At 65.6% G+C, this 25,091-nt stretch carries 19 protein-coding genes and 1 pseudogene; 8 read left to right on the forward strand and 12 right to left on the reverse strand.

Features of this window, described 5'->3' with window-relative positions:
• Window positions 1-51: 51 nt before the first annotated feature.
• Together ACZ899_RS11045 and ACZ899_RS11050 are read left to right on the forward strand one after the other, a co-directional pair.
• Window positions 52-1,263, forward strand: a complete 1,212-nt coding sequence (locus ACZ899_RS11045) for a nitrate/nitrite transporter (RefSeq protein WP_234561248.1) — start codon at window positions 52-54, stop codon at window positions 1,261-1,263.
• Between the two features lie 9 nt (window positions 1,264-1,272).
• Complete coding sequence (locus ACZ899_RS11050) at window positions 1,273-2,931, forward strand: bifunctional protein-serine/threonine kinase/phosphatase (RefSeq protein ID WP_234561249.1); 1,659 nt, start codon at window positions 1,273-1,275, stop codon at window positions 2,929-2,931.
• A gap of 220 nt (window positions 2,932-3,151) precedes the next feature.
• Here the strand turns inward: ACZ899_RS11050 and ACZ899_RS11055 are convergent, their stop codons facing one another.
• The 8 genes and pseudogenes from ACZ899_RS11055 to ppsA form a co-directional block, all read right to left on the reverse strand.
• A complete protein-coding gene (locus tag ACZ899_RS11055; protein WP_203647486.1) occupies window positions 3,152-4,192 on the reverse strand; it encodes an OmpA family protein in 1,041 nt (346 codons plus the stop codon).
• Window positions 4,193-4,302: 110 nt separating this feature from the next.
• Window positions 4,303-4,869: an RNA polymerase sigma factor SigX gene (gene sigX, locus ACZ899_RS11060; RefSeq protein ID WP_050704759.1), complete on the reverse strand. Its 567-nt coding sequence runs from the start codon at window positions 4,867-4,869 to the stop codon at window positions 4,303-4,305.
• A gap of 113 nt (window positions 4,870-4,982) precedes the next feature.
• The gene (locus ACZ899_RS11065; RefSeq protein WP_110739094.1) at window positions 4,983-5,807 is read right to left on the reverse strand and encodes a mechanosensitive ion channel family protein; all 825 of its coding nucleotides are present in this window, start codon (window positions 5,805-5,807) and stop codon (window positions 4,983-4,985) included.
• Between the two features lie 2 nt (window positions 5,808-5,809).
• Window positions 5,810-6,073: a hypothetical protein gene (locus tag ACZ899_RS11070; RefSeq protein ID WP_028692938.1), complete on the reverse strand. Its 264-nt coding sequence runs from the start codon at window positions 6,071-6,073 to the stop codon at window positions 5,810-5,812.
• Window positions 6,074-6,241: 168 nt separating this feature from the next.
• Window positions 6,242-7,238, reverse strand: a pseudogene (locus tag ACZ899_RS11075) (zinc transporter ZntB).
• A gap of 25 nt (window positions 7,239-7,263) precedes the next feature.
• Window positions 7,264-7,755 (reverse strand): ribonuclease E activity regulator RraA, encoded by a 492-nt coding sequence (gene rraA, locus ACZ899_RS11080; RefSeq protein ID WP_023630330.1) that lies wholly within the window; start codon window positions 7,753-7,755, stop codon window positions 7,264-7,266.
• A 192-nt stretch (window positions 7,756-7,947) separates the two neighbouring features.
• The gene (locus ACZ899_RS11085) at window positions 7,948-8,940 is read right to left on the reverse strand and encodes an alpha/beta fold hydrolase (protein ID WP_203647487.1); all 993 of its coding nucleotides are present in this window, start codon (window positions 8,938-8,940) and stop codon (window positions 7,948-7,950) included.
• Window positions 8,941-9,076: 136 nt separating this feature from the next.
• On the reverse strand, window positions 9,077-11,452 hold the full coding sequence (gene ppsA, locus ACZ899_RS11090) for a phosphoenolpyruvate synthase (RefSeq protein ID WP_203647488.1): 2,376 nt from the start codon (window positions 11,450-11,452) through the stop codon (window positions 9,077-9,079).
• Between the two features lie 178 nt (window positions 11,453-11,630).
• Here ppsA and ppsR point away from each other — a divergent pair, with 178 nt between their 5' ends.
• On the forward strand, window positions 11,631-12,449 hold the full coding sequence (ppsR, locus tag ACZ899_RS11095; protein ID WP_028692934.1) for a posphoenolpyruvate synthetase regulatory kinase/phosphorylase PpsR: 819 nt from the start codon (window positions 11,631-11,633) through the stop codon (window positions 12,447-12,449).
• Window positions 12,450-12,667: 218 nt separating this feature from the next.
• Here the strand turns inward: ppsR and ACZ899_RS11100 are convergent, their stop codons facing one another.
• Complete coding sequence (locus ACZ899_RS11100) at window positions 12,668-17,533, reverse strand: NAD-glutamate dehydrogenase (RefSeq protein ID WP_234561251.1); 4,866 nt, start codon at window positions 17,531-17,533, stop codon at window positions 12,668-12,670.
• Window positions 17,534-17,804: 271 nt separating this feature from the next.
• Here ACZ899_RS11100 and ACZ899_RS11105 point away from each other — a divergent pair, with 271 nt between their 5' ends.
• The 5 genes from ACZ899_RS11105 (at window position 17,805) to alkB (ending at window position 22,616) form a co-directional block, all read left to right on the forward strand.
• Window positions 17,805-18,158: a hypothetical protein gene (locus ACZ899_RS11105; protein WP_234561252.1), complete on the forward strand. Its 354-nt coding sequence runs from the start codon at window positions 17,805-17,807 to the stop codon at window positions 18,156-18,158.
• A gap of 219 nt (window positions 18,159-18,377) precedes the next feature.
• Entirely contained in the window at window positions 18,378-19,088 is a 711-nt protein-coding gene (locus tag ACZ899_RS11110; RefSeq protein WP_234561253.1) for a FadR/GntR family transcriptional regulator, read from the forward strand.
• Between the two features lie 102 nt (window positions 19,089-19,190).
• Window positions 19,191-20,384 carry an L-2-hydroxyglutarate oxidase gene (gene lhgO, locus ACZ899_RS11115; RefSeq protein ID WP_234561254.1) on the forward strand — a complete coding sequence of 398 codons (1,194 nt, stop codon included), beginning with the start codon at window positions 19,191-19,193 and terminating at the stop codon, window positions 20,382-20,384.
• Window positions 20,385-20,430: 46 nt separating this feature from the next.
• Window positions 20,431-21,759, forward strand: coding sequence for an MFS transporter (locus ACZ899_RS11120; RefSeq protein ID WP_234561255.1), 1,329 nt, complete (start codon window positions 20,431-20,433; stop codon window positions 21,757-21,759).
• 212 nt (window positions 21,760-21,971) lie between these two features.
• Complete coding sequence (alkB, locus tag ACZ899_RS11125; RefSeq protein ID WP_198744761.1) at window positions 21,972-22,616, forward strand: DNA oxidative demethylase AlkB; 645 nt, start codon at window positions 21,972-21,974, stop codon at window positions 22,614-22,616.
• Window positions 22,617-22,625: 9 nt separating this feature from the next.
• Here the strand turns inward: alkB and ACZ899_RS11130 are convergent, their stop codons facing one another.
• Genes ACZ899_RS11130 through ACZ899_RS11140 form a run of 3 tightly spaced genes read right to left on the reverse strand, consistent with a single transcriptional unit; the run spans window position 22,626 to window position 25,078 of the window.
• Window positions 22,626-23,588, reverse strand: coding sequence for a LysR family transcriptional regulator (locus ACZ899_RS11130; RefSeq protein WP_232856020.1), 963 nt, complete (start codon window positions 23,586-23,588; stop codon window positions 22,626-22,628).
• A gap of 57 nt (window positions 23,589-23,645) precedes the next feature.
• Entirely contained in the window at window positions 23,646-24,605 is a 960-nt protein-coding gene (locus ACZ899_RS11135) for a peptidylprolyl isomerase (RefSeq protein WP_234561256.1), read from the reverse strand.
• Window positions 24,602-25,078, reverse strand: a complete 477-nt coding sequence (locus tag ACZ899_RS11140; RefSeq protein ID WP_234561257.1) for a YbjN domain-containing protein — start codon at window positions 25,076-25,078, stop codon at window positions 24,602-24,604. The genes ACZ899_RS11135 and ACZ899_RS11140 overlap by 4 nt, the downstream gene beginning before the upstream one ends.
• Window positions 25,079-25,091 lie beyond the last annotated feature (13 nt).

Raw genomic sequence — 25,091 nt, forward strand, 5'->3', positions numbered from 1 at the left:
CATGGACCGGGCAGCGGCGTCTTTTCGTTTCCGCGCCCAACGAGGTGTTCGATGAATACGAGCTTCTGGAAATCCGGGCATGTGCCCACGCTGTTCGCCGCCTTCCTGTATTTCGACCTGAGCTTCATGGTCTGGTACCTGCTCGGCCCCCTGGCGGTGCAGATCGCCGCCGACCTGCAACTGAGCGCACAACAACGGGGCCTGATGGTGGCCACGCCGATCCTGGCCGGCGCGGTACTGCGCTTCGCCATGGGCCTGCTGGTCGATCGCCTGTCACCCAAGACCGCCGGGCTGATCGGCCAGGTCATCGTGATCGTCGCCCTGGCCTGCGCCTGGCACCTGGGAGTGCGCAGCTATGAGCAGGCGTTGCTGCTGGGTGTGTTCCTCGGCTTCGCTGGGGCCTCGTTCGCCGTGTCCCTGCCCCTGGCCTCGCAGTGGTATCCACCCCAGCACCAGGGCAAGGCCATGGGCATCGCCGGCGCCGGCAACTCCGGCACGGTGTTCGCCGCGCTGCTGGCCCCGGCGCTGGCCGCGGGCTTCGGCTGGAACAATGTGTTCGGCTTCGCCGTGCTGCCCTTGCTGCTGACCCTTGTGCTGTTCGCCCTGCTGGCGCGCAATGCCCCGCAACGGCCTAAGCCCAAGGCCATGGCCGACTACCTGAAGGCCCTGGGAGATCGCGACAGCTGGTGGTTCATGTTCTTCTACAGCGTGACCTTCGGCGGCTTCATCGGCCTGGCCAGTGCCCTGCCCGGCTACTTCAGCGACCAGTACGGGCTGAGCCCGGTGACCGCCGGCTACTACACCGCCGCCTGCGTGTTCGCTGGCAGCCTGATGCGCCCACTCGGCGGTGCTCTGGCCGATCGCTTCGGCGGGATCCGCACCCTGCTGGCGATGTACGGCGTGGCCGCCGTATGCATCGCCGCAGTGGGCTTCAACCTGCCCAGCGCGGCGGCGGCCCTGGCGCTGTTCGTCAGCGCCATGCTCGGATTGGGCGCCGGCAATGGCGCAGTGTTCCAGCTGGTGCCACAGCGTTTTCGCCAGGAGATCGGTGTGATGACCGGGCTGATCGGCATGGCCGGTGGCATCGGCGGCTTCCTGCTTGCCGCAGGCCTGGGCACCATCAAGCAGCATACCGGCGACTACCAGCTCGGCCTGTGGCTGTTCGCCAGCCTCGGCCTGCTGGCCTGGTTCGGTCTGCACGGGGTCAAGCAACGCTGGCGCACCACCTGGGGCTCGGCGGCAGTGACGGCGGCGCGGGTCTGAGGCCGCGCCATGAGCCTGCAACTGAGCTTTGCCCAGGCCAGCGCCACCGGGCCGCGTCCGGAAAACCAGGACGCCCTGCGCCTGGTAACACCCGTACCGGAGCTGGCCGCCAGCAAGGGTTACCTGTGCGCGCTGGCAGACGGCGTCAGCCAGTGCGCCGATGGCGGCCTGGCGGCGCGCGCCAGCCTGCAGGCCCTGGCCCTGGACTATTACGCCACGCCCGCCACCTGGAGCGCTGCCCAGGCCCTGGACCGCCTGCTCACGGCACAGAATCGCTGGCTGCGCGCCCAAGGCAATGGCCAGCCGCTGCTGACCACCCTCAGCGCCCTGGTGCTGCGTGGGCGACGTTTCACCCTGGCCCATGTCGGCGATTGTCGGGTGTACCGCTGGCAGGCCGACCAGCTGCACTGCCTGAGCGAAGACCATGTCTGGGACCAGCCCGGCATGCAGCATGTGCTCAAGCGCGCGCTGGGGCTGGACCAGCAACTGCTGGTGGACTACCTGGAGGGCGACCTGCGCGAGGGCGAGTGCTTCGTGCTGCTCAGCGACGGCATATGGGCCAGCCTGAGCGATGCGCATATCCAGTCGATCCTGCGCGAACAACCCGACCTGCAGGTGGCCGCCGACACCCTGGTGGCCAGCGCCCACCATCGCGGCAGCCAGGACAACGCCAGCGCCTTGCTGGTGCGAGTGGATCAACTGGGCGCCAGCAACCTGGGCGACACCCTGGCGCAACTCCAGCAGTGGCCGCTGCCAGTCGCGCTGCGTGACGGTCAGTCGATCGATGGCTGGCAGGTCGACGGCTTGCTGACCCAGAGCCGGCAATCGCTGCTGTACCGGGTCCGCGACCCGCACGGCCAGCCCTGGCTGCTAAAGACCCTGCCGCAGTCTCGCGACCAGGAGCCCGGGGCCGCCCAGGCCCTGCTGCTGGAAGAATGGTTCCTTCGCCGTGTCGCCGGCCGCCACTTCCCTGAAGTGCACCCGGCCAGCCAACGCCAGCACCTGTACTACCTGATGCGCGAATACCCAGGCACGACCCTGGCCGGACAGCCCCCGTTACCGCTGGCGCAATGGCTGGAGGTCGCCCGCCAGCTGCTGCAAGCGGTGGGCGTACTGCATCGGCGCAACCTGCTGCACCGCGACATCAAGCCGGACAACCTGCACCATGGCAGCGATGGCCAACTGCGTCTGCTGGACTTCGGGCTGGCGTACTGCCCGGGGCTTTCCGAGGACCCGCCCCATGCCCTGCCGGGCACGCCTTCGTTCCTCGCCCCTGAAGCCTTCGACGGCCTGCCCCCCGCACCGCGCCAGGACCTCTATGCCGTGGGCGTGACGCTTTATCATCTGCTCACCGGGCACTACCCCTACGGCGAGGTCGAAGCGTTCCAGCGCCCACGCTTCGGCACGCCAGTGAACCCGGCGCGTTATCGGCCGGATTTGCCGGAGTGGTTGCAGCGCAACCTGTTACAGGCGGTGGCGGCAGACCCGGCGCAGCGCTTCGAGACCGCCGAGCAGTGGTTGCTGTTGCTGGAACGGGGAGATCGCCAGGAGCTGGCCGAGCGGCCACGGCCGTTGCTGGAGCGCGAGCCGTTGAAGGTGTGGCGCACGATTGGGTTGGTGTCGTTGCTGTTGAACCTGGTGTTGTTGCTGGTGTTGCTCAAGCACTGAGCGCACAGGCAAGTGACGTACCATGTAGGAGCGGCCTTGTGTCGCGAAAGGGGTGCGCAGCAGCCCCGGCAATCTCGCATGATGCCGAAATTCTGGGGGCGCTACGCACCCCTTTCGCGACACAAGGCCGCTCCTACAAAGGGGTACGAGGTTTACCCCAAGAAATTCGGGCAAAGAAAAACCCGGCCGAGGCCGGGTTTTTCGTGAAGCGTCAAACCAATTACTTGGCCTGTGCTTCTACCTGAGCTTCTACGCGACGGTTGACGGCGCGGCCAGCATCGGTGGCGTTGTCGGCGACCGGACGGGTCTCACCGTAGCCAACCGAGTCAACACGGCTCGATTCGATGCCGTACTGCTGGGTCAGGACTTGCTTGACAGCGCTGGCGCGACGCTCGGACAGCTTCTGGTTGTAAGCGTCTGGACCGACGGAGTCAGTGTGACCTTCCACGGTGGTGGTGGTCTGTGGGTACTGCTTCATGAAGTCAGCCAGGTTCTTGATGTCGCCGTAGCTGTTAGGCTTGACGACCGACTTGTCGAAGTCGAACTTGACGTCCAGCTCAACGCGAACGACTTCGGCAACAGCCGGGCAGCCATCAGCGTCAACGGTAACGTTGGCTGGGGTGTCAGGGCACTTGTCGACGTTGTCGCAGACGCCATCGTTGTCGCTGTCGGAGCAGACTTCGGCAACTGGAGCTGGCGCAGGAGCGGCTTTCTGGCCACCGCTGCCACCGAAGTTCAGACCCAGACCAACGGTCGGACCCCACTCGGTGTTGCCGTTGTCGATGTTGTACATGGCTTCGACGCCGGCACGGGCGAAGAACATGTCGGTGATGTACCACTTGGCGCCAGCGCCAACGTTGGCGAAGGTGGAGTGGTCACGGCCGCCACGAGTGGCCTGGCCCAGGCTTTCGTGAGCGAAACCAGCGGAAACGTACGGACGCAGGGCGTCACCGACGGTACCGAAGTGGTAGGTGGCGTCCAGCTTGGTCTTGGAGCCTTTGATGTCTTTGTTGAAGACTTCACCACGAGCGTTGTGGGTCTCGTTGTAGCCCAGGTCCAGGGACACGTCGTCGGTCAGGAAGTAACCGAGGCGGACACCAGGGTTGGTGCCGGTGTTCTTGAAGTTACGCTCGCTGTCGTAGTACTGCTTGGTGACGTTGCCTTCGATTTCGACAGCGCCTTGGCCTTGAGCCAGAACGCCGAACGAAGTAGCGGCCACGAGCGAGCCAATGGCCAAGCCCAAGGTGTTTTTCAATTTCATCCGTTAAATCCCCATCTGGTGATAGTTAAGCAGTCCCACCAACATCCGGGGGACAACTCGACGGCAAGTCTAGCAGAACTTGCCGGTTGGTTAGAGGTATTTGCTGGCCACTAAGTTTCAGCCAGGCCTGCAAATTTCTCTCTAAGCTTGTCGAGCGCACGCTTGTAGCGCATTTTCGTGGCGCTCAGGCCCATGTGCATGATGTCCGCGATCTCCTGGAATTCCAGCTCTGCGACAAATCGCAGCACAAGGATTTCCCGGTCGATCGGGTTCACATGCACCAGCCATTTATCCAGCCCGCCCTTCTCTTCCGGCTTCGGTGCCTTGTCCTCGGACGCCTCTTCGACAGGGTCCAGGCTCAGGGCATCCATCAACCGGCGCTTGCGGCGCTCCTTGCGGTACTGGGTGATGCATTCGTTGTAGGTGATGCTGTAGAGCCAGGTCTTGAACTTGGACTTGCCCTCGAAGTTCTTCAACCCGTACAGCACCTTGAGCATCACCTCCTGACAGACATCGTCGGCATCCCGATCGTTCCCCAGGTAGCGCGCGCAGACGTTGAACAGCGTGCGCTGGTAGCGGCGCATCAGTTCCTCGTAGGCGCGGGTGACGTGAAACAGCTCCTCATGCGAACGCGCCACCAACTCCTCGTCGGTGAGCTCGCGGGGGTCATAGCGCATGGGCGGCGAATGAACTTTATTCAAAACGGATCTGGCCGACAGTCAGGTCAATGTCGCCGCTCGGCCCCGTGGGCCGATTTTTGCGGCGGCATACATTAACAGCTTTTGTGCGGTTAGCGGCTATTCACGCGCTGCTCGAGCAGCTCGCGATTAGACAACGACACCAGTTCGCCATCATCGGTCAGCAGGGTCGTCTTGACCGTGCCGATTTCCTCGATGTGCCCCTCGACCTCGCCAATACGCACCTGCTGGCCGACTTGATACAACTCGCGCACATAGATGCCGGCCAGGATCTGCCCGGCGATTTCCCGGCTGCCCAGGCCCATCGCCAGTGCAACGGCCAGACCAACGGTAATCAGCCCGATGACGATCACATGGTTCAGCAGGTCGGTCTTGACCTCGAGCTGGCTGATGGCCACCGAGATGCTGATGATGATCACCAGGCCCTGGGCGATGCGCCCGACGCCGGCGGCGTACTCCAGGCCGATACCCTCGGCGGCGCCGCGCACCAGACCGTTGACCAGTTGCGCCAGGAGCACGCCGGCCAGCAGCACCAGGGCCGCGCCGAACACCTTGGGCAGGTACAGGGCGAGCATGTCGAGGGTCGCCGAGACCCGCTCGAGCCCCAGGGATTCCGCGGCCGAGACCAGGAAGATCAGCAGCACGAACCAGTAGACGATCTTGCCGATCAAGGTCGAGATCGGCACCTGGATGCCGACCCGGGCGAGCATCTTGGTCAGCCCGGTGCCACTCATCAGGCGATCCAGGCCGAACTTGGCCAGCACCTTGGACAGCAGGGTGTCGAGCAGCTTGGCCACGACGAAACCGAGCAGCACCACGACCAGCGCGCCGAACAGGTTGGGGATGAAGTTCGCCACCTTGGTCCAAAGGGCAGTCATGGCGGTGACCAGGCTCTGGGTCCAGAGATCGAGTTCCATATTCAATCGGCCTTATCTGCGTTGCTGCCGGCGGCAGGTTTGCGGGTAGAGTTGCGACGGACCGGCGCGACATGCGCCGAGCCATTGTTCACGGCGATCAGCAGCGCCTGGCTCCAGCGGCCAAGCAGGCTGAACAGATCGCCCGCGCCGACCTGGCGGTTGGCGGTCTTGAGCACGCGACCCAGGCAGGCGGCGTCGTCGCGGTCCTGGCCGGACGGCGACGCCTTGAGCAGGTCGCGCAGGGATTCTTCAAACGGATCGTGCATGGGCACCTCGCGCAATGTCAGTCAAAGACGAGGGCGCCGAGCAATGGGTCACACAGGGATGTGGGACGAGTGTTTCAAAATGAGTGTGCGAGCCCATCGCGGGGCAAGCCCGCTCCCACGGAACCACGCTGAGAGCGTGGGAGCGGGCTTGCCCCGCGACAAGATACATCACACCCACCGCAACCGCCGGAACAACCACCACTGCCCTGCTGCCAGCCCCAGCACGACCAAGCAGGCGAACAGGAAGCCATAGGGGTTTTCCGCGCCCGGAATACCGCCGACATTGATGCCCAGCAGCCCGGTGATGAAGCTCATGGGCAGGAAAATGCAGGTGATGATGCCGAACCGGTACATGGTCCGGTTCATCCGCTCGCTGCGCCGCCGGTCCTCGCTTTCCAGCACCAGCGCGGCGCGCTCGCGGGCCAGTTCGAGCTCTTCGAGGTAGCGGATCAGGCTGTTGTTCAACTCGTTCCAGTAGTCGGCGTCGGCATCGGCGAACCAGCTGTATTTGCTGCGCGACAGCTGGGCATAGATGTCGCGCTGGGGGGCGAGGAAACGCCGCAGGCCGGCGGCGCGGCGCCGGATCTGCTGCAGGCTGCCCTGGGCCGGGAGAATACCGTTCGTCGGATTCTACCTTTTCTTCTTCCAGATCGACCGCTTCGGACAGGTCGCTGACCAGCGCCTGGACCTTTTCGGTCAACAGTTCACCCATCAGCAACAGCAGTTCGGAGGCGGTCTTCGGCCCCCTGCCCTCGTCCAGTTTCTGCAGGACCTCGTCGCTCGCCCGAAGGGGCCGCAGACGCAGGGAAATGACCCGACGCGCCTCGGCGAAGATACGCACCGAGACCATGTCCTCAGGCTCGGCGCCCGGGTTGAGGTTGACCCCGCGCAGGAACAGCAGCATCTGCTCGTCGGCCAATGGCAGCAGGCGCGGGCGGGTGTTCTCCTCCAGCAGCAATTCGCAGGCGAACTCGCTCAGGCCACTGTCGTGGAGCAACCAGGTGCGGGTCTGCGGGTGACTGCGGTCCCAGTGCAGCCACAGGCTCTCCTGGGGCTGCAGCTGCAGGTCGTCCAGCTCGGTGCGGGCGATCGAGCGCGCGCCACCCTTGCCATCGAGCACCAGGGCATGCACCAGGCCCCACTGCGCGTTGTCTTCCTCGAACATCAAAGCTCCATCGGTGTACGGCGCGTCACTCGGGCATCTTCAGCGGGCTCGGCGAGACCAGCACGCCGTTGTTGTCGGCATACACATACTCGCCCGGGCGGAAGGTCACGCCAGCGAAGGTCACCGCGACATTGAGGTCGCCGATGCCACGCTTGTCGGTCTTCATCGGGTGACTGGCCAGGGCCTGGATGCCGACATCGGTCTGCGCCAGCACGTCCACGTCACGCACGCAGCCGTAGATCAGCAGGCCTTCCCAGCCATTTTTCGCCGCTTTCTCGGCGAGCATGTCGCCCAGCAGCGCGCGGCGCAGCGAGCCGCCGCCGTCGACCACCAGAACCTTGCCCTTGCCGTCGAGCTCGACCTGCTCCTTGACCAGCGAATTGTCCTCGAAGCACTTGATGGTGACGATCTGGCCACCGAACGAGTCGTGGCCGCCGAAGTTGCTGAACATGGGTTCGAGCACCTGGACCAGGTCCGGGTAGGCGTCGCACAGGTCGGGCGTTACGTAATGCTGCATGGGAAACTCCTGTCAGTCACAACGAAAGCGGATGTGGAGCAAGGCTACACCGCAGGAGGCCGGCAGTCATCCGGGACCGAGCAGTCAGTTTGCTTTTGTCTGCTCCGGCCTCTTCGCGGGTAAACCCGCTCCCACAGGGTTTCGCACCTCACCTGTGGGAGCGGGTTTACCCGCGAAGAACCCCACGCGGAATCAACTGGCGGGCACCGGCTCCATCACCACCGTCGAGGCATGCACCGGCACCTGCGGATCCCTCAGCCAGCGCTCCACCAGCGGCCACACCTGGGTTTGCGCCGCCTTGCTGACCAGCATGTCGACATGCCCGAAGGCCTCGAAGCCCTCCTCGCGCCCCAACCGCAGGAACTGCCTGGCGTCACCGCCGAACTGCTCGAACAGCTTGCGACAGGCCCACACCGGGTCCTGGAAGTCACCGGCCCCGGCCACCGCCAGCAGCGGCACCTCGATCTCGGCCAGCCCCGCCCACCAGTCCTTGTCCTTGTCGCCGAAGCGGCCGAACAGGCCATTCCAGCGCAGGCTCTCCAGGGCCAGGCCGATGGGTTCGTCCTCCGGGCCACGCTTGAGGCGCGAACCCGAGATCTGCGCGAAGCGCTTGAGCAACACGCGCGCGCCCCACTCCACCGGCGGCACTTTCAGCGGCCAGTAGACCCGGCTGACCTGGGTGCCGAACAGTGCCGCGCTGGCCACCAGCGCGGTGTCCAGGTAACCGCTGCCCAGCGCCGCCGCCAGGGTGGTGCCGCCCAGCGAGTGGCCGACCCAGTGCGGCGCCTGCCCGGCCTGCTCGCGAACGAAAGCGCCGATCACCGGCAGGTCGTAGCGCGCATAGTCGGCCACACGGTTCTGTCGCCAATCGCGGTTGCGCGGCGACAGGCCGTGGCCGCGCATCTCCGGGATCCACACATCGAACCCGGCGCGGGCCAGGTAGGCGCCCAGGCCGATGCCCTTGGGCGAATACCAGAAGCGCCGGTTGGAGAAACTGCCGTGCAGGAGAATGACCGGCACGCCCTGGGCGTGGTCCTGATCGGCCAGGCCCAGGCGGGTGACGGCCAGCTCGACGCTCGGATCGGGGCTGTTGCCGGCCTTGATCCGGTAGACGTCTTCGCTGAGGTCGCCGCGGCGCTCGGCACTGAGCAACGCGACGGGAAATTGGGTGGAGCTGCTTTGCATGGGTTCACGAACAAACTGAGGATATGAACGTGGGAGCGGGCTTGCCCCGCGATTGAACCAGACCTGCAGACACTGCTGTCCCATCTGGCGCTATCGCGGGCCAAGCCCGCTCCCACAGTGTGTTGCCTTCAGCGCATCACGCCGCGCCCTGGCCCTCGGCCAGGAAGAACCAGGTCTCGAGCACCGAGTCCGGGTTCAGCGACACGCTCTCGATGCCCTGCTCCATCAGCCACTTGGCCAGGTCCGGGTGGTCCGACGGGCCTTGACCGCAGATGCCGATGTACTTGCCGGCCTTGTTGCACGCGGCGATGGCGTTGGCCAGCAGCTTCTTCACGGCCGGATTACGTTCATCGAACAGGTGGGCGATGATGCCCGAGTCGCGGTCCAGGCCCAGGGTCAACTGGGTCAGGTCGTTGGAGCCGATGGAGAAGCCGTCGAAGTACTCGAGGAACTCTTCGGCGAGGATGGCGTTGGACGGCAGCTCGCACATCATGATCACGCGCAGGCCGTTGTCACCGCGGGCCAGGCCGTTCTCGGCGAGCAGGTCGACGACCTGGCTGGCTTCGCCCAGGGTGCGCACGAACGGCACCATGATCTCGACGTTGGTCAGGCCCATCTCGTTGCGCACGCGCTTCAGCGCACGGCACTCAAGCTCGAAGCAGTCACGGAACGACTCGCTGATGTAGCGCGAGGCGCCGCGGAAGCCCAGCATCGGGTTTTCTTCTTCCGGCTCGTAGAGTTTGCCGCCGATCAGGTTGGCGTACTCGTTGGACTTGAAGTCCGACAGGCGCACGATGACCTTTTTCGGGTAGAAGGCCGCAGCCAGGGTGCTGATGCCCTCGACCAGCTTCTCGACATAGAAGCCAACCGGGTCGTCGTAGCCGGCGATGCGCTTGTCGACGCTTTCCTTCAGCTCCGGCGGCAGGCCGGCGTAGTTGAGCAGCGCCTTGGGGTGCACGCCGATCATGCGGTTGATGATGAACTCCAGGCGCGCAAGGCCAACGCCTGCGTTGGGCAGCTGGGCGAAGTCGAAGGCGCGGTCCGGGTTGCCGACGTTCATCATGATCTTGAACGGCAGTTCCGGCATGGCATCGACCGAGTTCTGCTTGACGTCGAAGCCCAGCTCGCCTTCGAAGATGAAGCCGGTGTCGCCTTCGGCGCAGGACACGGTGACGCCCTGGCCGTCTTTCAGGACCTGGGTGGCGTTGCCGCAGCCGACGACGGCCGGAATGCCCAGTTCACGGGCGATGATCGCCGCGTGGCAGGTACGCCCACCGCGGTTGGTGACGATGGCGCTGGCGCGCTTCATCACCGGTTCCCAGTCCGGGTCGGTCATGTCCGAAACCAGCACGTCGCCCGGCTGGACCTTGTCCATTTCCGAGACATCGTTGATCACGCGGACCTTGCCGGCGCCGATGCGCTGGCCGATGGCGCGCCCCTCGACCAGCACGGTGCCCTTCTCTTTCAGCAGGTAGCGCTCCATGACATTGGCGCTGGAACGGCTCTTCACAGTCTCGGGGCGGGCCTGGACGATGTACAGCTTGCCGTCGTCACCGTCCTTGGCCCACTCGATGTCCATCGGGCGCTGGTAGTGCTGCTCGATGATCATCGCCTGCTTGGCCAGTTCGTTGACCTCGGCGTCGCTCAGGCAGAAGCGCGCGCGCTCGGCACGCTCGACCTCGACGGTCTTGACCGAGCGCCCGGCCTTGGCTTCGTCGCCATAGACCATCTTGATTGCCTTGCTGCCCAGGTTGCGGCGCAGGATTGCCGGACGGCCGGCCTGCAGGGTCTGCTTGTGCACGTAGAATTCGTCCGGGTTGACCGCACCCTGTACCACGGTTTCGCCCAGGCCGTAGGCGCCGGTGATGAACACCACGTCGCGGAAGCCCGACTCGGTGTCGAGGGTGAACATCACGCCGGCGGTGCCGGTCTCGGAGCGGACCATGCGCTGCACGCCCGCGGACAGGGCCACCAGCTTGTGGTCGAAGCCCTGATGCACGCGGTAGGAAATGGCGCGGTCGTTGAACAGCGAGGCGAACACTTCCTTGGCCGCGCGGATCACGTTGTCGACGCCGCGGATGTTGAGGAAGGTCTCCTGCTGGCCGGCGAAGGAGGCATCCGGCAGGTCCTCGGCGGTGGCCGAGGAACGCACGGCCACGGCCATGTTGTCGTTGCCGCCGGCCATCTCGGCGAAGGCCGTACGGATTTCTGCGTCCAGACGCGCCGGGAAATCGGCTTCCATCACCCACTGGCGGATCTGCGCGCCGGTCTTGGCCAGGGCGTTGACGTCATCGACGTCCAGCGCATCGAGCGCCGCGTGGATGCGCTCGTTCAGGCCACTTTGCTCGAGAAAATCGCGGTACGCCTGAGCCGTAGTGGCAAAGCCGCCCGGCACCGAGACACCGGCACCTGCGAGGTTACTGATCATCTCGCCCAGGGATGCGTTCTTGCCCCCCACATGCTCCACATCATGGACGCCGAGCTTATCGAGGGAAACTACGTACTCTACCAAGGTGATCTCTCCACTAACTGTATTGGAAAAGCTCAAGGGCGCCCGCCTGCCTGACTGACTGGGCCGGACGCTTGTGGCCTGGACCTGGAAAATAAGTGAGAATGCCGAGCAACCGCGTTCGGCAAACCGAACCTATCATATCCAGAAATCTTCGGCAGCTTAAGGCCCCCAGGTGCAAATGAAACGAACCGCGTTCTTCATCTCCGACGGTACCGGCATCACTGCAGAAACGCTGGGCCAGAGCCTGCTCGCACAATTCGAGAGCATTCCGTTCAATAAATTCACGCGCCCCTACATCGATACGCTGGACAAGGCCCGGGCCATGGTCCAGCAGATCAACGCCGCGGCCGAGCGCGACGGAGTGCGTCCGATCATTTTCGACACCATCGTCAACCAGGACATCCGTGAGGTCATGGCCACGTCCAATGGCTTCATGATCGACATCTTCTCGACGTTTTTATCCCCGCTCGAGCAGGAATTGACCGCCCATTCGTCGTATTCCGTGGGCAAATCCCACTCGATCGGCGGCAATTCCAACTACATGGAGCGCATCGAGGCGGTCAACTTCGCCCTGGACAACGATGACGGCGCGCGCACCCACTACTACGACAAGGCCGACCTGATCCTGGTCGGCGTGTCGCGCTGCGGCAAGACCCCGACCTGCCTGTACATGGCCATGCAGTTCGGCATCCGCGCCGCCAACTACCCGCTGACCGAGGACGACATGGAGCGCCTGCAACTGCCGGCGGTGCTGAAGAAGCACCACAGCAAGCTGTTCGGCCTGACCATCGACCCCGACCGCCTGACCGCCATCCGCCACGAGCGCAAGCCCAACAGCCGCTACTCGAGCTTTGCCCAGTGCGAGTTCGAGGTGCGCGAGGTGGAGAACCTGTTCCGTCGGGAGAACATTCCCAACATCAACTCCACGCATTTCTCGGTGGAGGAGATCTCGGCGAAGATCCTGGTGGAAAAAGGCGTGGAGCGGCGGTTCAAGTAGACCTGCATAACCCTCAAGGCCTGCGCGGTCCCTGTAGGAGCGGCCTTGTGTCGCGAAAGGGGTGCGAAGCGCCCCCATGATTTGTGCATCAGTCGGATATTGCCGGGGCTGCTGTGCAGCCCTTTCGCGACACAAGGCCGCTCCTACAGGGTCCGCGCAGTGGATATGAAAAAGCCCCGGCATCACTGCCGGGGCTTTCTTTTACCTCAACGCCAGGCTCAGGACGGAATCACCGCCGCCTGCCCGCTCATCGCCAGGTCGACCAGCTCGCGGTTGGCCACCGCGTACATCGCATAGTCGGTGCCGGTGGCGTTGCGCAGGTCGTCGAGCATGGCGCGCCAGCGCTCGACCATCACCCGGTGCTGCTCGCACCACAACGCCACCCGGGCATCCATGTCCTGCGGCGCGTCGGCCATCTGCAGCACGGAGATGGTGATCGCCCGCTGCTGCAGGTCGATGTCGTCGCGGAACGCCTCGCGGGCCAGGGCCTGCCAGTTGTTCTCCACCGGCAGGTTGCTGATCTCCTGCAGGTACCAGGTCAGGTCCAGCGAGCTGCCCACGGCGAAGAACGCCTTGGCCACCTGCGCAGGATCATGCCCGGTCACGTCGGACGCTTCGATGATCGGCAACAGGGTGTACAGGTGCGTGGTGCCAGCAACCATGCGCGCCAGCAACTCCGGCACACCGGCCTCGACGAAGCCCTGGTAGCGGACCATCCAGCGCTCGCGGGTCGGGCCTTCCAGCAGTTCGTCGAGCTTGAGCCCCAATTGCGCGAGCACCGGCCCGAAGTGGGCGACGTCGCGGCCCGCATCCTGCTCGTTACGGCGGCTGCGCAGGAACCAGCGGGTGGCACGACGGCCCAGGCGCATCAGCTCGTCCATCAGGGTCAGCTGGATCTCGGCCGGGACCTGATAGTCCAGGGCCTCGATCTGGCGGAACCAGTGCGGCAGGTGGAAGATGTCACGCACGATCACGTAGGCGCCGGCGACGTTGGCCGGGCTCATGCCGGTGGACTCCTTCAGGCGCTGGACGAAGGTGATGCCCATGTTGTTGACCAGGTCGTTGGCGATCTGGGTGCTGACGATCTCGCGCTTGAGGCGGTGACGGCGCATCGAGTCGGCGAACTTGCTCACCAGCGACGGCGGGAAGGCCGTCTCCATGTCGCGGGTCAGGTAGTCGTCGTCCGGCACCAGCGACTTGAGCAGCTGCTCCTTGAGGTCGATCTTGCTGTACGAGATCAGCACCGACAGCTCGGCGCGGGTCAGGCCCTGCCCTGCCGCCAGGCGCTCGGCCAGCTGCTCCTCGGTGGGCAGGAACTCGATGGCGCGGTCCAGCTTGCCACGAGACTCGAGGTCGGCCATCAGGCGCTTGTACTCGGCGATCCGCTCGCGGGCGCGGCGGGCGGCCAGCGACAGCGCCTGGGTCTGCTTGTAGTTGTTGCCCAGCACCAGGCCTGCGACTTCGTCGGTCATGCTGCCCAGCAGCTGGTTGCGCTGCTTCTCGGTCATGTCGCCACCCTGCACCACCTCGTTGAGCAGGATCTTGATGTTGACCTCGTGGTCGGAGCAGTCCACGCCGCCGGCGTTGTCGATGAAGTCGGTGTTGGTGGCGCCGCCGTTGAGGCCGAACTCGACCCGGCCGAGCTGGGTCATGCCCAGGTTGCCGCCCTCGCCCACCACCTTGCAGCGCAGCTCGTTGCCGTTGACCCGCAGGGCGTCGTTGGCCTTGTCGCCGACATCGGCGTGGCTTTCGCTGCTGGCCTTGACGTAGGTGCCGATACCGCCGTTCCACAACAGGTCCACCGGCGCCTGCAGCAACGCGTGCAGCAGTTCGGTCGGGGTCAGGCGATCCGCTTCGATGGCGAAGCGTTCCTTCATCTGCGGGCTGATGGCGATGCTCTTGGCGCTGCGCGGGAAGATCCCGCCGCCTTCGGACATGATGCCGGTGTCGTAGTCACTCCAGGCCGAGCGCGGCAGGTCGAACAGGCGCTTGCGCTCGACGAAGCTGGTGGCCGGATCCGGATTCGGGTCGATGAAGATGTGCAGGTGGTTGAACGCGGCCACCAGCTGCAGCTTGTCGGACATCAGCAGGCCGTTGCCGAACACGTCGCCGGCCATGTCGCCGACCCCGACCACAGTGATCGGGTCTTCCTGCACGTTGATGCCGCGTTCGCGGAAGTGACGCTGCACGCCGACCCAGGCGCCACGGGCGGTGATGCCCATCTTCTTGTGGTCGTAGCCGGCCGAGCCACCGGAGGCGAAAGCGTCGCCCAGCCAGAAGCCGTAGTCGATGGCGATGCCGTTGGCGATGTCGGAGAAGGTCGCGGTGCCCTTGTCGGCCGCCACCACCAGGTACGGGTCGTCGTCATCGTGACGCACCACGTTGGCCGGCGGCACCACGCCTCCGTCCTTGAGGTTGTCGGTGATGTCGAGCAGGCCGGAAATGAAGATGCGGTAGCACGCCACGCCTTCGGCGGCGATCTCGTCACGGCTGCCGCCCAGCGGCAGGCGGCGCGGCAGGAAGCCGCCCTTGGCGCCCACCGGCACGATCACCGAGTTCTTCACCTGCTGGGCCTTGACCAGGCCGAGCACTTCGGTGCGGAAGTCCTCTTCGCGGTCCGACCAGCGCAGGCCGCCGCGGGCGACGTTGCCGAAGCGCAGGTGCACGCCCTCGACCCGTGGCGAATAGACGAAGATCTCGAACTTCGGCACCGGTTTCGGCAGTTCGGGGATCAGCTTGGGATTGAACTTGAAGCTGAAGTACGACTTGTTCTGGCCGTTGGCGTCGGGCTGGTAGAAGTTGGTGCGTAGGGTGGCCTTGATCAGGTCCAGGTAGCGGCGCAGGATGCGATCCTCGTTGAGCACCTGGACCTCGTCCAGGGCGCTGAGGATCGCCTGCTCCAGACGCTGCTGCTTGTCGTCCAGATCCTCCTGGGTCAGCTTGCGCGCCAGGTAGAAGCGGGTCTTGAACAACCGGGTCAGCTCGCGGGCGATGTCGGTGTGGTTGTTCAGGGTACTGGCGATGTAGCCCAGGTCGAAGCCCAGGCGGATCTGCTTGAGGTAGCGGGCGTAGGCGCGCAGCAGCGCCACGTCGCGCCACGGCAGGCCGGCGGTCAGCACCAGGCGGTTGAAGGCGTCGTTCTCGGCGTCGCCCTTGACGATATGGACGAAGGCGTCCTGGAAGGTGTCGTTGAGCTGCTGGATATCAAGGTTGAGGCCTTCGCTGTAGGTGAAGGCGAAGTCGTGGATCCAGAACTCGCGGCCGCTGGCGTGGCGCAGGCGGTACGGGAACTCGCCGAGCACGCGCAGGCCGAGGTTTTCCAGGATCGGCAGCACGTCCGACAGCGCCAGCGGCGTATCGGCGTGGTACAGCTTGCAGTGCAGCTGGCGCTCGCCCAGCTGGGTCAGCGGCTGGTAGAAGCTCATGGCCAGCGGCTTGGCTTCCGACAGGTTCAGCACATGCTGCATGTCGACCACCGCCGAGTGCGCGGCGAAGCGCTCGCGGTAGCCGGCCGGGAAGCCTTTCGGGAAGTCGGCCAGGATGTTGGTGCCGTGGGCCTCGCCGAAGTTCTCCACCACCAGCGCCGAGAAGTCGTCCTGCCACGAACGGCAAGCCTGGATCACTTCGTTTTCCAGCTGCTGTGGGTCGATGTCGATGCGGTTCTTCGGGTCCACCCGCAGGATCAGCTGCACGCGGGCCAGCACCGATTCGGAGAAGAAGGTCCAGAACTCGCAGTCGGTGGCCTTCAGGCGCTCCATCAGCACCTGCTGGATCTTCTGCCGCACCTCGGTGGAGTAGATCTCGCGTGGCACGTAGGCCAGGCAGTAGCAGAAGCGGCCGTACGGGTCCTTGCGCAGGAACACGCGGATCTTGTTGCGCTCCTGGATCTGCACGATCGACATGACGGTGCTGAGCAGTTCGTCGACCGGGGTCTGGAACAGGTCGTCGCGCGGCAGTACCTCGAGGACCTGGGCCAGCTCCTTGCCCAGGTGGGCTTTGGGGTCGAAGTTGGAACGGCGTTCGACTTCGGCGACCTTGCCACGGATGTACGGGATGGTATGCACGCTCTCGCCGTACACCGACGAGGTGTACAGGCCCATGAAGCGGCATTCCTTGATGACCTTGCCATCCTGGTCGATCTGGCGGATCGACACGTAGTCCGGGTACGCCGGGCGGTGCACGCGGCTCGGCTGCGAGGCCTTGGCGAACGACAGCAGGCGCGGCTCGCGCAGGTAGGCGACGGCGTAGTCCTCGATGCGCAGGTCGTCGGCGCCCAGGCCTGCGCGCAGCAGGCGGGCCAGGCCCAGGAACGAGGCCTCGTCGTAGACCAGATGGCCGCCGTCGGCATCGGACTCGACAGTGAATTCCTCATAGCCGAGGAAGGTGAAATGGTTGTCCAGCAGCCACGACAGGAAGCTCTTCACCTCGGCCTTGTCGTTCTGCGCCGGGCCGAAGGCGTTCTGCTCCACCAGTTCCAGCAGCTCGCGGATCTTGGCTTTCATCGGCTCGAAGTCGGCGACCACGCCGCGCACTTCGGCCAGTACCTGCTCCAGCTCCATGCTCAGGGTGTTGAGCTCGGCGGCATTGGCGCAGCGGTCGATCTCCAGGTACATCAGCGACTCATGGCTGACGCCCTCGCCCTGGGTGCCCTTGGGCAGCAGTTCGACCAGCTCGCCCTTGGCGCCGCGGCGCACGCTGAGCACGGTGGTCTGCAGGGTGTGGATGCTGTAGCCGCGGCGGTTGAGCTCGGTGCGCACCGAGTCGACCAGGAATGGCAGGTCGTGGTGCAGCACCTCGACCACGGTATGGGTCGATTGCCAGCCGTGGCGTTCGTAATCGGGGTTGTAGACCCGCACCTGCGGGTGTTCGGGGTCGAAGCGCTCGATGATGCGCCAGGCGGACAGCGTGCAGCCGGCCAGGTCCGACAGCCTGCGCTGTGTGAGTTCGTCCAGAGAGATGATGCCGAAGAACTGCTCGGCGAACAGCGCCACTTGTGGCAGGGACTGTTCGCTGATGTGCTGCGCCAGGGCCACCTGCAGTTGATGCTGGAAGTCGGCTTTGCTGGCTGCGGTGAAAAACGCCATCTGTGGTACTCCGCTTGGGCTTTGTTATAGGTGAAGCGTCGCGTACGTCCGCCGGGTACGGATCAACGATAGCCAACCCGCGGCAAGCCGGACGGTAAAACCAGGCGTTGGACACGAGCGTCATGTCCACCGACTGGGGAGCTTAACGACTGAACGGTCACTGCGGCTTGCAGCGCTGCGACAATTTCGGTCAATGCGCGGTAACTTTACGTTTATCACGGCCGCCAAGGCTGTCAGAATTCCTTTCCCTTGCCATTGACCCGAGCCGCCCATGCAACTGAAAACCGCCCTGCTCTTCGCCACTCCCTGCGACGACGAGGAAGACAACATGGCGACCCTGTGCTGCCACAGCGACAAGGGCCAGATGTTCCTGCTGACCCGTTATCCGGACGAGGACACCGTCGACCTGACCCTGGATGACGAGCCGTCGACCCTGGACGGGCTGAAGGTGACCCTGAGCGCGCAGCGGCTGCTGATCGAGGTGGCGGCTGGGGATCGTGATGCGTTGAAGGGAGATGAAACGCTGGAGATCATCCTGACCAGCGCCGGGACCGACCTGGAGGAAGTGGCGCTGACCTTGCGCAATATCCTCGACGGGACCGGAACGTTCGTGTCCGAGCTCTGAACCGATACATCGCCCCCTGTAGGAGCGGCCTTGTGTCGCGAAAGGGCTGCGAAGCAGCCCCGGGATATCAGCACCAAGGCAAAGATTGCTGGGGCCGCTGCGCGGCCCTTTCGCGACACAAGGCCGCTCCTACAGGGACCGCGCAAGCCTTCAGGACATTGACAGGCCACTACCGACCCAGGCATTGTCTGACAACCTGACCAACAAGAACCCCTGTCCATGCTCCAGCTCCAGCGCCCCGACACCCTCGTCGAACGGGTCGTCAGCGCCATCCGCGCCGAGATCGATTCCGGCCGCCTGGCCGCCGAATCGCGCCTGCCCACCGAACAGCAACTGGCTGAACAGCTCAATGTCAGCCGCTCGGTGGTGCGCGAGGCCGTGGCGCAGCTCAAGGCCGACGGGGTGCTGATCGCCCGCCGCGGGCTCGGCTCGTACATCTCGCAGACGCCCAGCGGCACGGTGTTCCGTTTCCCCGGCAGCCAGGGGCGCAAGCCGGACCTGGTGCAGATGTTCGAGATGCGCCTGTGGATCGAGACCCAGGCCGCCGCCATCGCCGCCCGCCGCCGCGACGCCGACGACCTCGCGCGCATGGCCGCCGCCCTGGGCACCATGGAAGACCCGCGCAGCGACTTCGCCACGGCCTCGGCCGCCGATGTGGCCTTTCACCGCGCCATCGCCGAAGCCAGCAAGAACGACTACTTCGTCGCTTTCCACGATTTCCTCGGCGGCCAGTTGGCCGCCGCCCGCCGCACCGCCTGGGAAAACTCCGCCACCCCGGCAGTGGGCGGTTCGGCCGATGCCCTGCGCGAGCACCGGGCGCTGTACCAGGCCATCGCCGACGGCGACCGCCAGGCGGCGGCCGGCTGCGCCGAAGCCCACCTGCGCGCCTCGGCCAAGCGCCTGAAACTCGACCTTCCCGACCTCGACTGACCCCGGAGAACCCCATCGCGGCCTGGCGAGGCTTTCACACGCACCACTTAGTCTGACAACCTGATAAGCAGATTCACCGACAAGAATACCAAGGTACCCTGCATGACCTACGACTACTGCATCATCGGCGGCGGCATCGTCGGCCTCGCCACCGCGATGGCCCTGCTTGAACGACGCCCCGGCGCTTCGCTGCTGATTCTGGAAAAGGAGGCCAGCCTCGGCCGCCACCAGACCGGCCACAACAGCGGCGTGATCCATGCCGGCATCTACTACGCGCCCGGCAGCCTCAAGGCCGACCTGTGCAAGCGCGGCGCCCAGGCCACCAAGGATTTCTGCAGCGCGCACGGCATTGCCTTCGAGGTCTGCGGCAAGCTGCTGGTGGCCTCCAACGACCTGGAGGTGCAGCGCATGCAGGCGCTGTACGAGCGCTCCCAGCAGAACGGCCTGAAGGTCGAGCGCCTGGATGCCGGCGCCCTGCGCGAGCGGGAGCCGAACATCGTCGGCAAGGGCGCGCTGTTCCTCGATGCCACCGGCATCGTCGACTACCAGCAGGTGTGCGACGCCATGGCCAAGGTGATCCGCCAGGCCGGTGGCGAACTGCGCCTGTCCACCACCGTGCGCGCCATCCAGGAGCATGCCGACCACGTCGCGATCAGTGCCGACGACAACGCCTGGCGCGCCCGTCAGCTGGTGGCCTGCGCCGGCCTGCAGTCCGACCGCCTGGCGCGTCTGGCAGGGGTGAAGATCGACCACCAGATCATCCCTTTCCGCGGCGAGTACTACCGCCTGCCGGCGAGCAAGAACCAGATCGTCAACCACCTGATCTACCCGATCCCCGACCCGGAGCTGCCGTTCCTCGGCGTGCACCTGACGCGGATGATCGACGGCAGCGTCACCGTCGGCCCCAACGCGGTGCTCGGCTTCGGCCGGGAAAACTACCGCAAGTTCTCGGTGAACTGGCGCGATGTCACCGAGTACGCGCGCTTCCCGGGTTTCTGGAAAACCATCTGGAACAACCTCGGTTCCGGCACCACCGAGATGAAGAACTCGCTGTTCAAGCGCGGCTACCTGGAACAGTGCCGCAAGTATTGCCCGTCTCTCGAAGTCGAGGACCTGCTGCCCTATGAGGCCGGCATCCGTGCCCAGGCGGTGATGCGCGACGGCACCCTGGTGCACGACTTCCTGTTCGCCGAGACCCCGCGCATGGTGCATGTGTGCAATGCGCCATCGCCCGCCGCCACCTCGGCGATCCCCATCGGCCAGATGATCGCCGAGAAGATTCTCCAGGCCCGCTGATCCACCCGCTGCATCCACAATTACAAAGACAACAAGGAAAACCCCAATGTCGGTACACGAGACGGCCCTGGCCGCGAGCGAAACCCCCGAACAGCAACGCAAGCGCCTGCGCAAGGTGGCGGCGGCGACCATCTTCGGCTCGATGCTGGAGTGGTACGACTTCTACCTCTACGCCACCATGGCGGCGATCGTCTTCTCGAAGATCTTCTTTGACCCGAGCAACCCGGCGGTGGCCTCGCTGCTGGCGTTCTCCACCTTCGCCATCGGCTTCATCGCCCGACCCTTCGGCGGCGTGCTGTTCGGCTACCTGGGCGATCGCTTCGGGCGCAAGCACGTGCTGGTGATCACCTTCTGCATGATGGGTCTGTGCACCATGCTGGTCGGCCTGATCCCCGGCTACGCCACCATCGGCATCTGGGCGCCGATCCTGCTGGTGATCATCCGCATCATCCAGGGCCTGGGCGCCGGCGCCGAACTGTCCGGCGCGGCAGTGACCTCCTACGAGCACGCCAGCGAAGGCAAGCGCGGCAGCCAGGGCGCCTGGCCGGCGCTGGGGCTGAACCTGGGCCTGCTGCTGTCGTCGCTGACCGTGTACCTGCTGACCATGAACGGCAACGAGTTCCTGCTGGCCGGCGGCTGGCGCATCCCGTTCATCGCCAGCATCGCCCTGGTGGCGGTGGGCCTGTGGGTGCGCAAGAGCATCCCCGAGACCCCGGACTTCAAGGAACTGGACAAGGCCGACGACAAGCCGCAGGTGTCGCCGCTCAAGCTGCTGTTCAGGAATGACCTCAAGGGCCTGGCGGTGGTGTTCTTCGTGGCCGTGGGCTACAACGCCCTGAGCTACATCTTCAAGACCTTCTCGCTGGCCTACCTGACCCAGTTCAAGGGCGTCGAGGCCCATGTCACCTCGCTGTCGGTGACCCTGGCCAGCCTGGTGGCGATCTTTGCCGTGCCGTTCTTCGGCTGGCTGTGCGACAAGTGGAGCAGCAAGACCGTGCTGATGCTCGGCGGGCTGTTGTCGGCGCTGTTCGCCTACCCGTTCCTGCAACTGCTGTCGACCGGCGAGCCGATGATGATCTACCTGGCCATCGCCGTGGGCACCGGGATCCTGGCGCCGATGATGTTCGCCCCGCAGGGCTCGTTCCTCAGCCGCCAGTTCCCGACCCAGACGCGCTCGTCGGGGTTCGGCACCGGGCGCGAGGTCGGTACCGCCGTGGCCGGCGGTTTGGCGCCGCTGGGCGGGCTGGCGCTGGTGGCTGGTTCGGCGACTCATTCCACCGATGGCGTGGCGTTGATCCTGGCGGTGGCCGGGGTGCTGGTGGTGGTGTTTGCGTTCCTTGACCAGGGCTGGCGGCATTCGAAGTCGAAGAACTGACCTGGCGATAGACGGGTAAACCCGCTCCCACAGCTGCCCATGAAGGCATCGATGAACCTGTGGGAGCGGGTTTACCCGCGAAGAGGCCCGACCAGGCAACACATGGATCGAGGACAATCCCAGGCATTGGCCAGGTTTTCTCGGTTGGACCACCGCCAACTGCTGTCTCGGGAGGATATAATGGCCCCCTCCCCAGGCAGCAGCCTCCAGACATGATCCAGTCCAGCCTCGATCTCTTCGACCCCCACCCTCAGCGCCTGGCGCGCCATACCCTGCTGCTGCCCGGCTTCGCCCTGCCCGAACTCGAAGCCCTGCTCGACGCCCTGCGCCCGGTGCTGCGCGCGGCACCGTTTCGCCACATGCACACCCCCGGCGGCCTGCGCATGGCCGTGGCCCTGACCAACTGTGGCGCGCTGGGCTGGGTCAGCGACGAGAACGGCTACCGCTACACCCCCATCGACCCGGTCAGCGCAAAACCCTGGCCCGCCCTGCCCCCGCTGCTGGTCGACCTGGCCACCCGCGCCGCCGCGCAGGCGGGCTTCGATGGCTTCGTGGCCGATGCCTGCCTGGTCAACCACTACCTGCCCGGCACCCGCCTGAGCCTGCACCAGGACCGCGACGAACAGGACTACGGGCAGCCGATCGTCTCGATTTCACTGGGCTTGCCTGCGGTATTTCTGTTCGGCGGGCTGCAACGCTCGGACCGCCCCCGGCACATCCCGCTGAGCCACGGCGATGTGCTCGTCTGGGGTGGCGAGGACCGCCTGCGCTTTCATGGCGTATTGCCGATCAAGCCGGGCGTGCACCCGCGCATGGGCGAGCGGCGGATCAACCTCACGCTGCGCAAGGCGGGATAAGCCGCCCGCCTACAGGCTGGCGAACCATTCGCGGCGTTCCTCGAACGCCGCCCGGATCGCCCCGACCATCACCTGCACCAGCGGATCACCTTCGGTCTGCCCGTTGACCGCCAGCCACACCCGCCGCCGCATCGGCTCGCGGAACAGGCCCGGCAGGGCCAGCAATCCACGGTCCAGGTGCGTCGCATAATGCGGCAGCAAGCCGACACTGGCGCTGCACTTGATCAGCTGGCAGTACATTTCGTAATCCTCGATCTGGGTCACCCCGGCCGAGCGCGTGCGCAGCAATGCCTGCCAGGGCATCAGCGCCTGCACACCTACCTCGCCCTGCCATTGCACCAGCATGTAGTCCTGCAGGTCCGCCAGGCTGGTCGGTCGGTTGGCCTCGCGGGCGTAGCGCTTGGCAATATGCGGCAGGTACTCGAGGGTGGCCAGGGCCTCGGGGGCGGCACCGGCAAAGCTGCCGGCGCGGGCACCGTGGCTGGCGTCGCCCAACCACAGGGCGACATCGGCAACCTGTTCGGGTACCTGGCGACCGTCGAGGGTGGCCACCTCCAGGCGCATGCCGGCATGCTGGCGCACGAAGTTGATCAGGTTGCGGCCCAGCAGGTCCTGCAGCAGCGGTTCGGCCACGGCCAAGCGCACGCTGGCGCTTTGCTCTCGCGGCAGCGGCACGACCGGCTCGCGCGCCTGGAGTATCTGCAGCAAGCGTTCGCCCTGCTGGCTGAGCACCGGGTTGTTGTTGCGGTTGACGAACAGGCTGTAGCCCAGGCGCGCTTCCAGCGCCGCCAGGCGTTTGCGCAGGGCCACCGGCTTGAGGTTGAGTCGCCGCGCCGCCTGCATGAAGCAGCCGCAGCGCGCGGTGACCAGGAAACAGTTCAGGGTCTGTTCGTCCAGGGCCAGCGGCACCTGGCGACGAACGACAGGCACGGCGGTATCCGGGGCTCGCCCCCGGGGCAGATCGATCGGCATTCCTCGCCTCCCGCGGGCCCGCCTGGGCAGGCCCGGTTCTTCCATGGTTGTTGGCGACTAGCGGCTGCTGCTCTCCAGCACCTGATTCAGCGCCGCGCCATCGATACTCAGGGTGGCGGTGTCGAACATGCCCTCGACATAGGCCTTGGCCACCTGCTCCTGGCGCTGGGCCCGCAACAGCTCGCGCAGGCGTGGCGCCACCTCCTCGAAGGTCGCCGCCCGGGCGGGCTGTTGCTCGACCAGCTTGATGATGTGGTAGCCCGCCGCGCTCTGCACCGGTTCGCTGACCGTGCCCACCTTGAGCTTTGGCACCACCCCACGCACCTCGGGCAACAACTGCGCCAGGGCCTGCAGGCCGGTGTCGCCACCGCCGGCGGCCGTGCCGGCATCCTGGGAGTGCTCGCGGGCCAGCGCGGCGAAGTCGGCATCCGCAGCCTGGGCCTGCTTGGCCAGCGCCTGGGCCTGCTTGCGCACGGCCTCGTCGTCCCTGGGGTTCTCCACCCGCAGGAAGATCTGGCTCAGGCGGTAGCGCACCGGCAGCTGCAAACCGGTCTTGCCTGCCTCATAGGCCTGCTTGAGCTCCGCCTCGCCGGGGTAGTCGTCGGGCACCTTGCTCACCGAGTTCAGGTAGTCGCGCAGGACGATCTGCTCGGTGGCCGCGCGGGTCTGCACCTGGATTTCCGGGCGCTGCAACCAGCCCTGGGCCTCGGCCTGCTGGTACAGGGCCTTTTCCGCCAGGCGAGCGCGGATCCAGGCCTCCAGTGCCGGGCGGTCGCCGCGCAGGCTGGCACGGGCTTCCTCGGGCAACTGGGCGAACAGCGCCTTGAGTTCGCCGCTGCCGACCTGTTGCTCGCCCAGGCGCGCCAATACCGGGCCGTTGTCGGTGGCCACCAGGGCGGCGGGCGACGCCGGACGCGCCGCCGCCACCGGCTCGTCGCCCGGGCGCAAGGCCAGGGCGACCGCCACCGCGACAATGGCCAGCGCGCCAGCGCCGGCCCAGAGAGTGCGCGCCGTCACGAGGCGCGCTCTTGGTCGTGGGCGTCCTGGACTTTCTGCTGGTCGGCCACATTACGGCTGTAGTCACGCAGATAGACGATCAGTTCCTGCAGCAGCCGGTCCCACAGCACCAGGCTGCCCAGCAGGTGCTGCTGACTGACACCATCGGCGACCACCACGTCCTGCTCCATCACCAGGAACTCGCCCTGCACCGACAGGCGGGCGAAGCGCCGGCTGGCATTCCAGTGCTCGGCCAGGCCCGCCGGCAGCTCGCCCTGGATACGCAGGGCACAGCTGAAGGTGAAGTCGAGGAATTCGCCCTCCTTGCCCGCGGCCCGGTTGCCGAAACGAACGGCATAACCCACGCCCTGGCTGGCGCTGAGCAACTGCACCACGGCGTTCTGCTCGGTGCGGTTGACCCGGCAGCCGGCATCCTGCAGCAACTGGGTCAGGGAGTCGGCGCTAACGGTTTCGATCAGGGTGACTTCGGTCATGTGCTTACTTCCT

It is taken from the genome of Pseudomonas sp. TE31087, from assembly GCF_057284075.1.

Excerpts from the sequence above, each read along its gene's own strand:
- ACZ899_RS11120 (WP_234561255.1), top strand. The coding sequence starts at position 20,431 with ATGTCGGTACACGAGACGGCCCTGGCCGCGAGCGAAACCCCCGAACAG.
- ACZ899_RS11055 (WP_203647486.1), bottom strand. The coding sequence starts at position 4,192 with ATGAAATTGAAAAACACCTTGGGCTTGGCCATTGGCTCGCTCGTGGCC.
- alkB (WP_198744761.1), top strand. The coding sequence starts at position 21,972 with ATGATCCAGTCCAGCCTCGATCTCTTCGACCCCCACCCTCAGCGCCTG.
- rraA (WP_023630330.1), bottom strand. The coding sequence starts at position 7,755 with ATGCAGCATTACGTAACGCCCGACCTGTGCGACGCCTACCCGGACCTG.
- ACZ899_RS11100 (WP_234561251.1), bottom strand. The coding sequence starts at position 17,533 with ATGGCGTTTTTCACCGCAGCCAGCAAAGCCGACTTCCAGCATCAACTG.
- ACZ899_RS11050 (WP_234561249.1), top strand. The coding sequence starts at position 1,273 with ATGAGCCTGCAACTGAGCTTTGCCCAGGCCAGCGCCACCGGGCCGCGT.
- ppsR (WP_028692934.1), top strand. The coding sequence starts at position 11,631 with ATGAAACGAACCGCGTTCTTCATCTCCGACGGTACCGGCATCACTGCA.
- ACZ899_RS11045 (WP_234561248.1), top strand. The coding sequence starts at position 52 with ATGAATACGAGCTTCTGGAAATCCGGGCATGTGCCCACGCTGTTCGCC.
- ACZ899_RS11085 (WP_203647487.1), bottom strand. The coding sequence starts at position 8,940 with ATGCAAAGCAGCTCCACCCAATTTCCCGTCGCGTTGCTCAGTGCCGAG.
- lhgO (WP_234561254.1), top strand. The coding sequence starts at position 19,191 with ATGACCTACGACTACTGCATCATCGGCGGCGGCATCGTCGGCCTCGCC.
- ACZ899_RS11105 (WP_234561252.1), top strand. The coding sequence starts at position 17,805 with ATGCAACTGAAAACCGCCCTGCTCTTCGCCACTCCCTGCGACGACGAG.
- ACZ899_RS11065 (WP_110739094.1), bottom strand. The coding sequence starts at position 5,807 with ATGGAACTCGATCTCTGGACCCAGAGCCTGGTCACCGCCATGACTGCC.
- ACZ899_RS11110 (WP_234561253.1), top strand. The coding sequence starts at position 18,378 with ATGCTCCAGCTCCAGCGCCCCGACACCCTCGTCGAACGGGTCGTCAGC.
- ACZ899_RS11140 (WP_234561257.1), bottom strand. The coding sequence starts at position 25,078 with ATGACCGAAGTCACCCTGATCGAAACCGTTAGCGCCGACTCCCTGACC.
- ACZ899_RS11130 (WP_232856020.1), bottom strand. The coding sequence starts at position 23,588 with ATGCCGATCGATCTGCCCCGGGGGCGAGCCCCGGATACCGCCGTGCCT.
- sigX (WP_050704759.1), bottom strand. The coding sequence starts at position 4,869 with ATGCGCTATGACCCCCGCGAGCTCACCGACGAGGAGTTGGTGGCGCGT.
- ACZ899_RS11070 (WP_028692938.1), bottom strand. The coding sequence starts at position 6,073 with ATGCACGATCCGTTTGAAGAATCCCTGCGCGACCTGCTCAAGGCGTCG.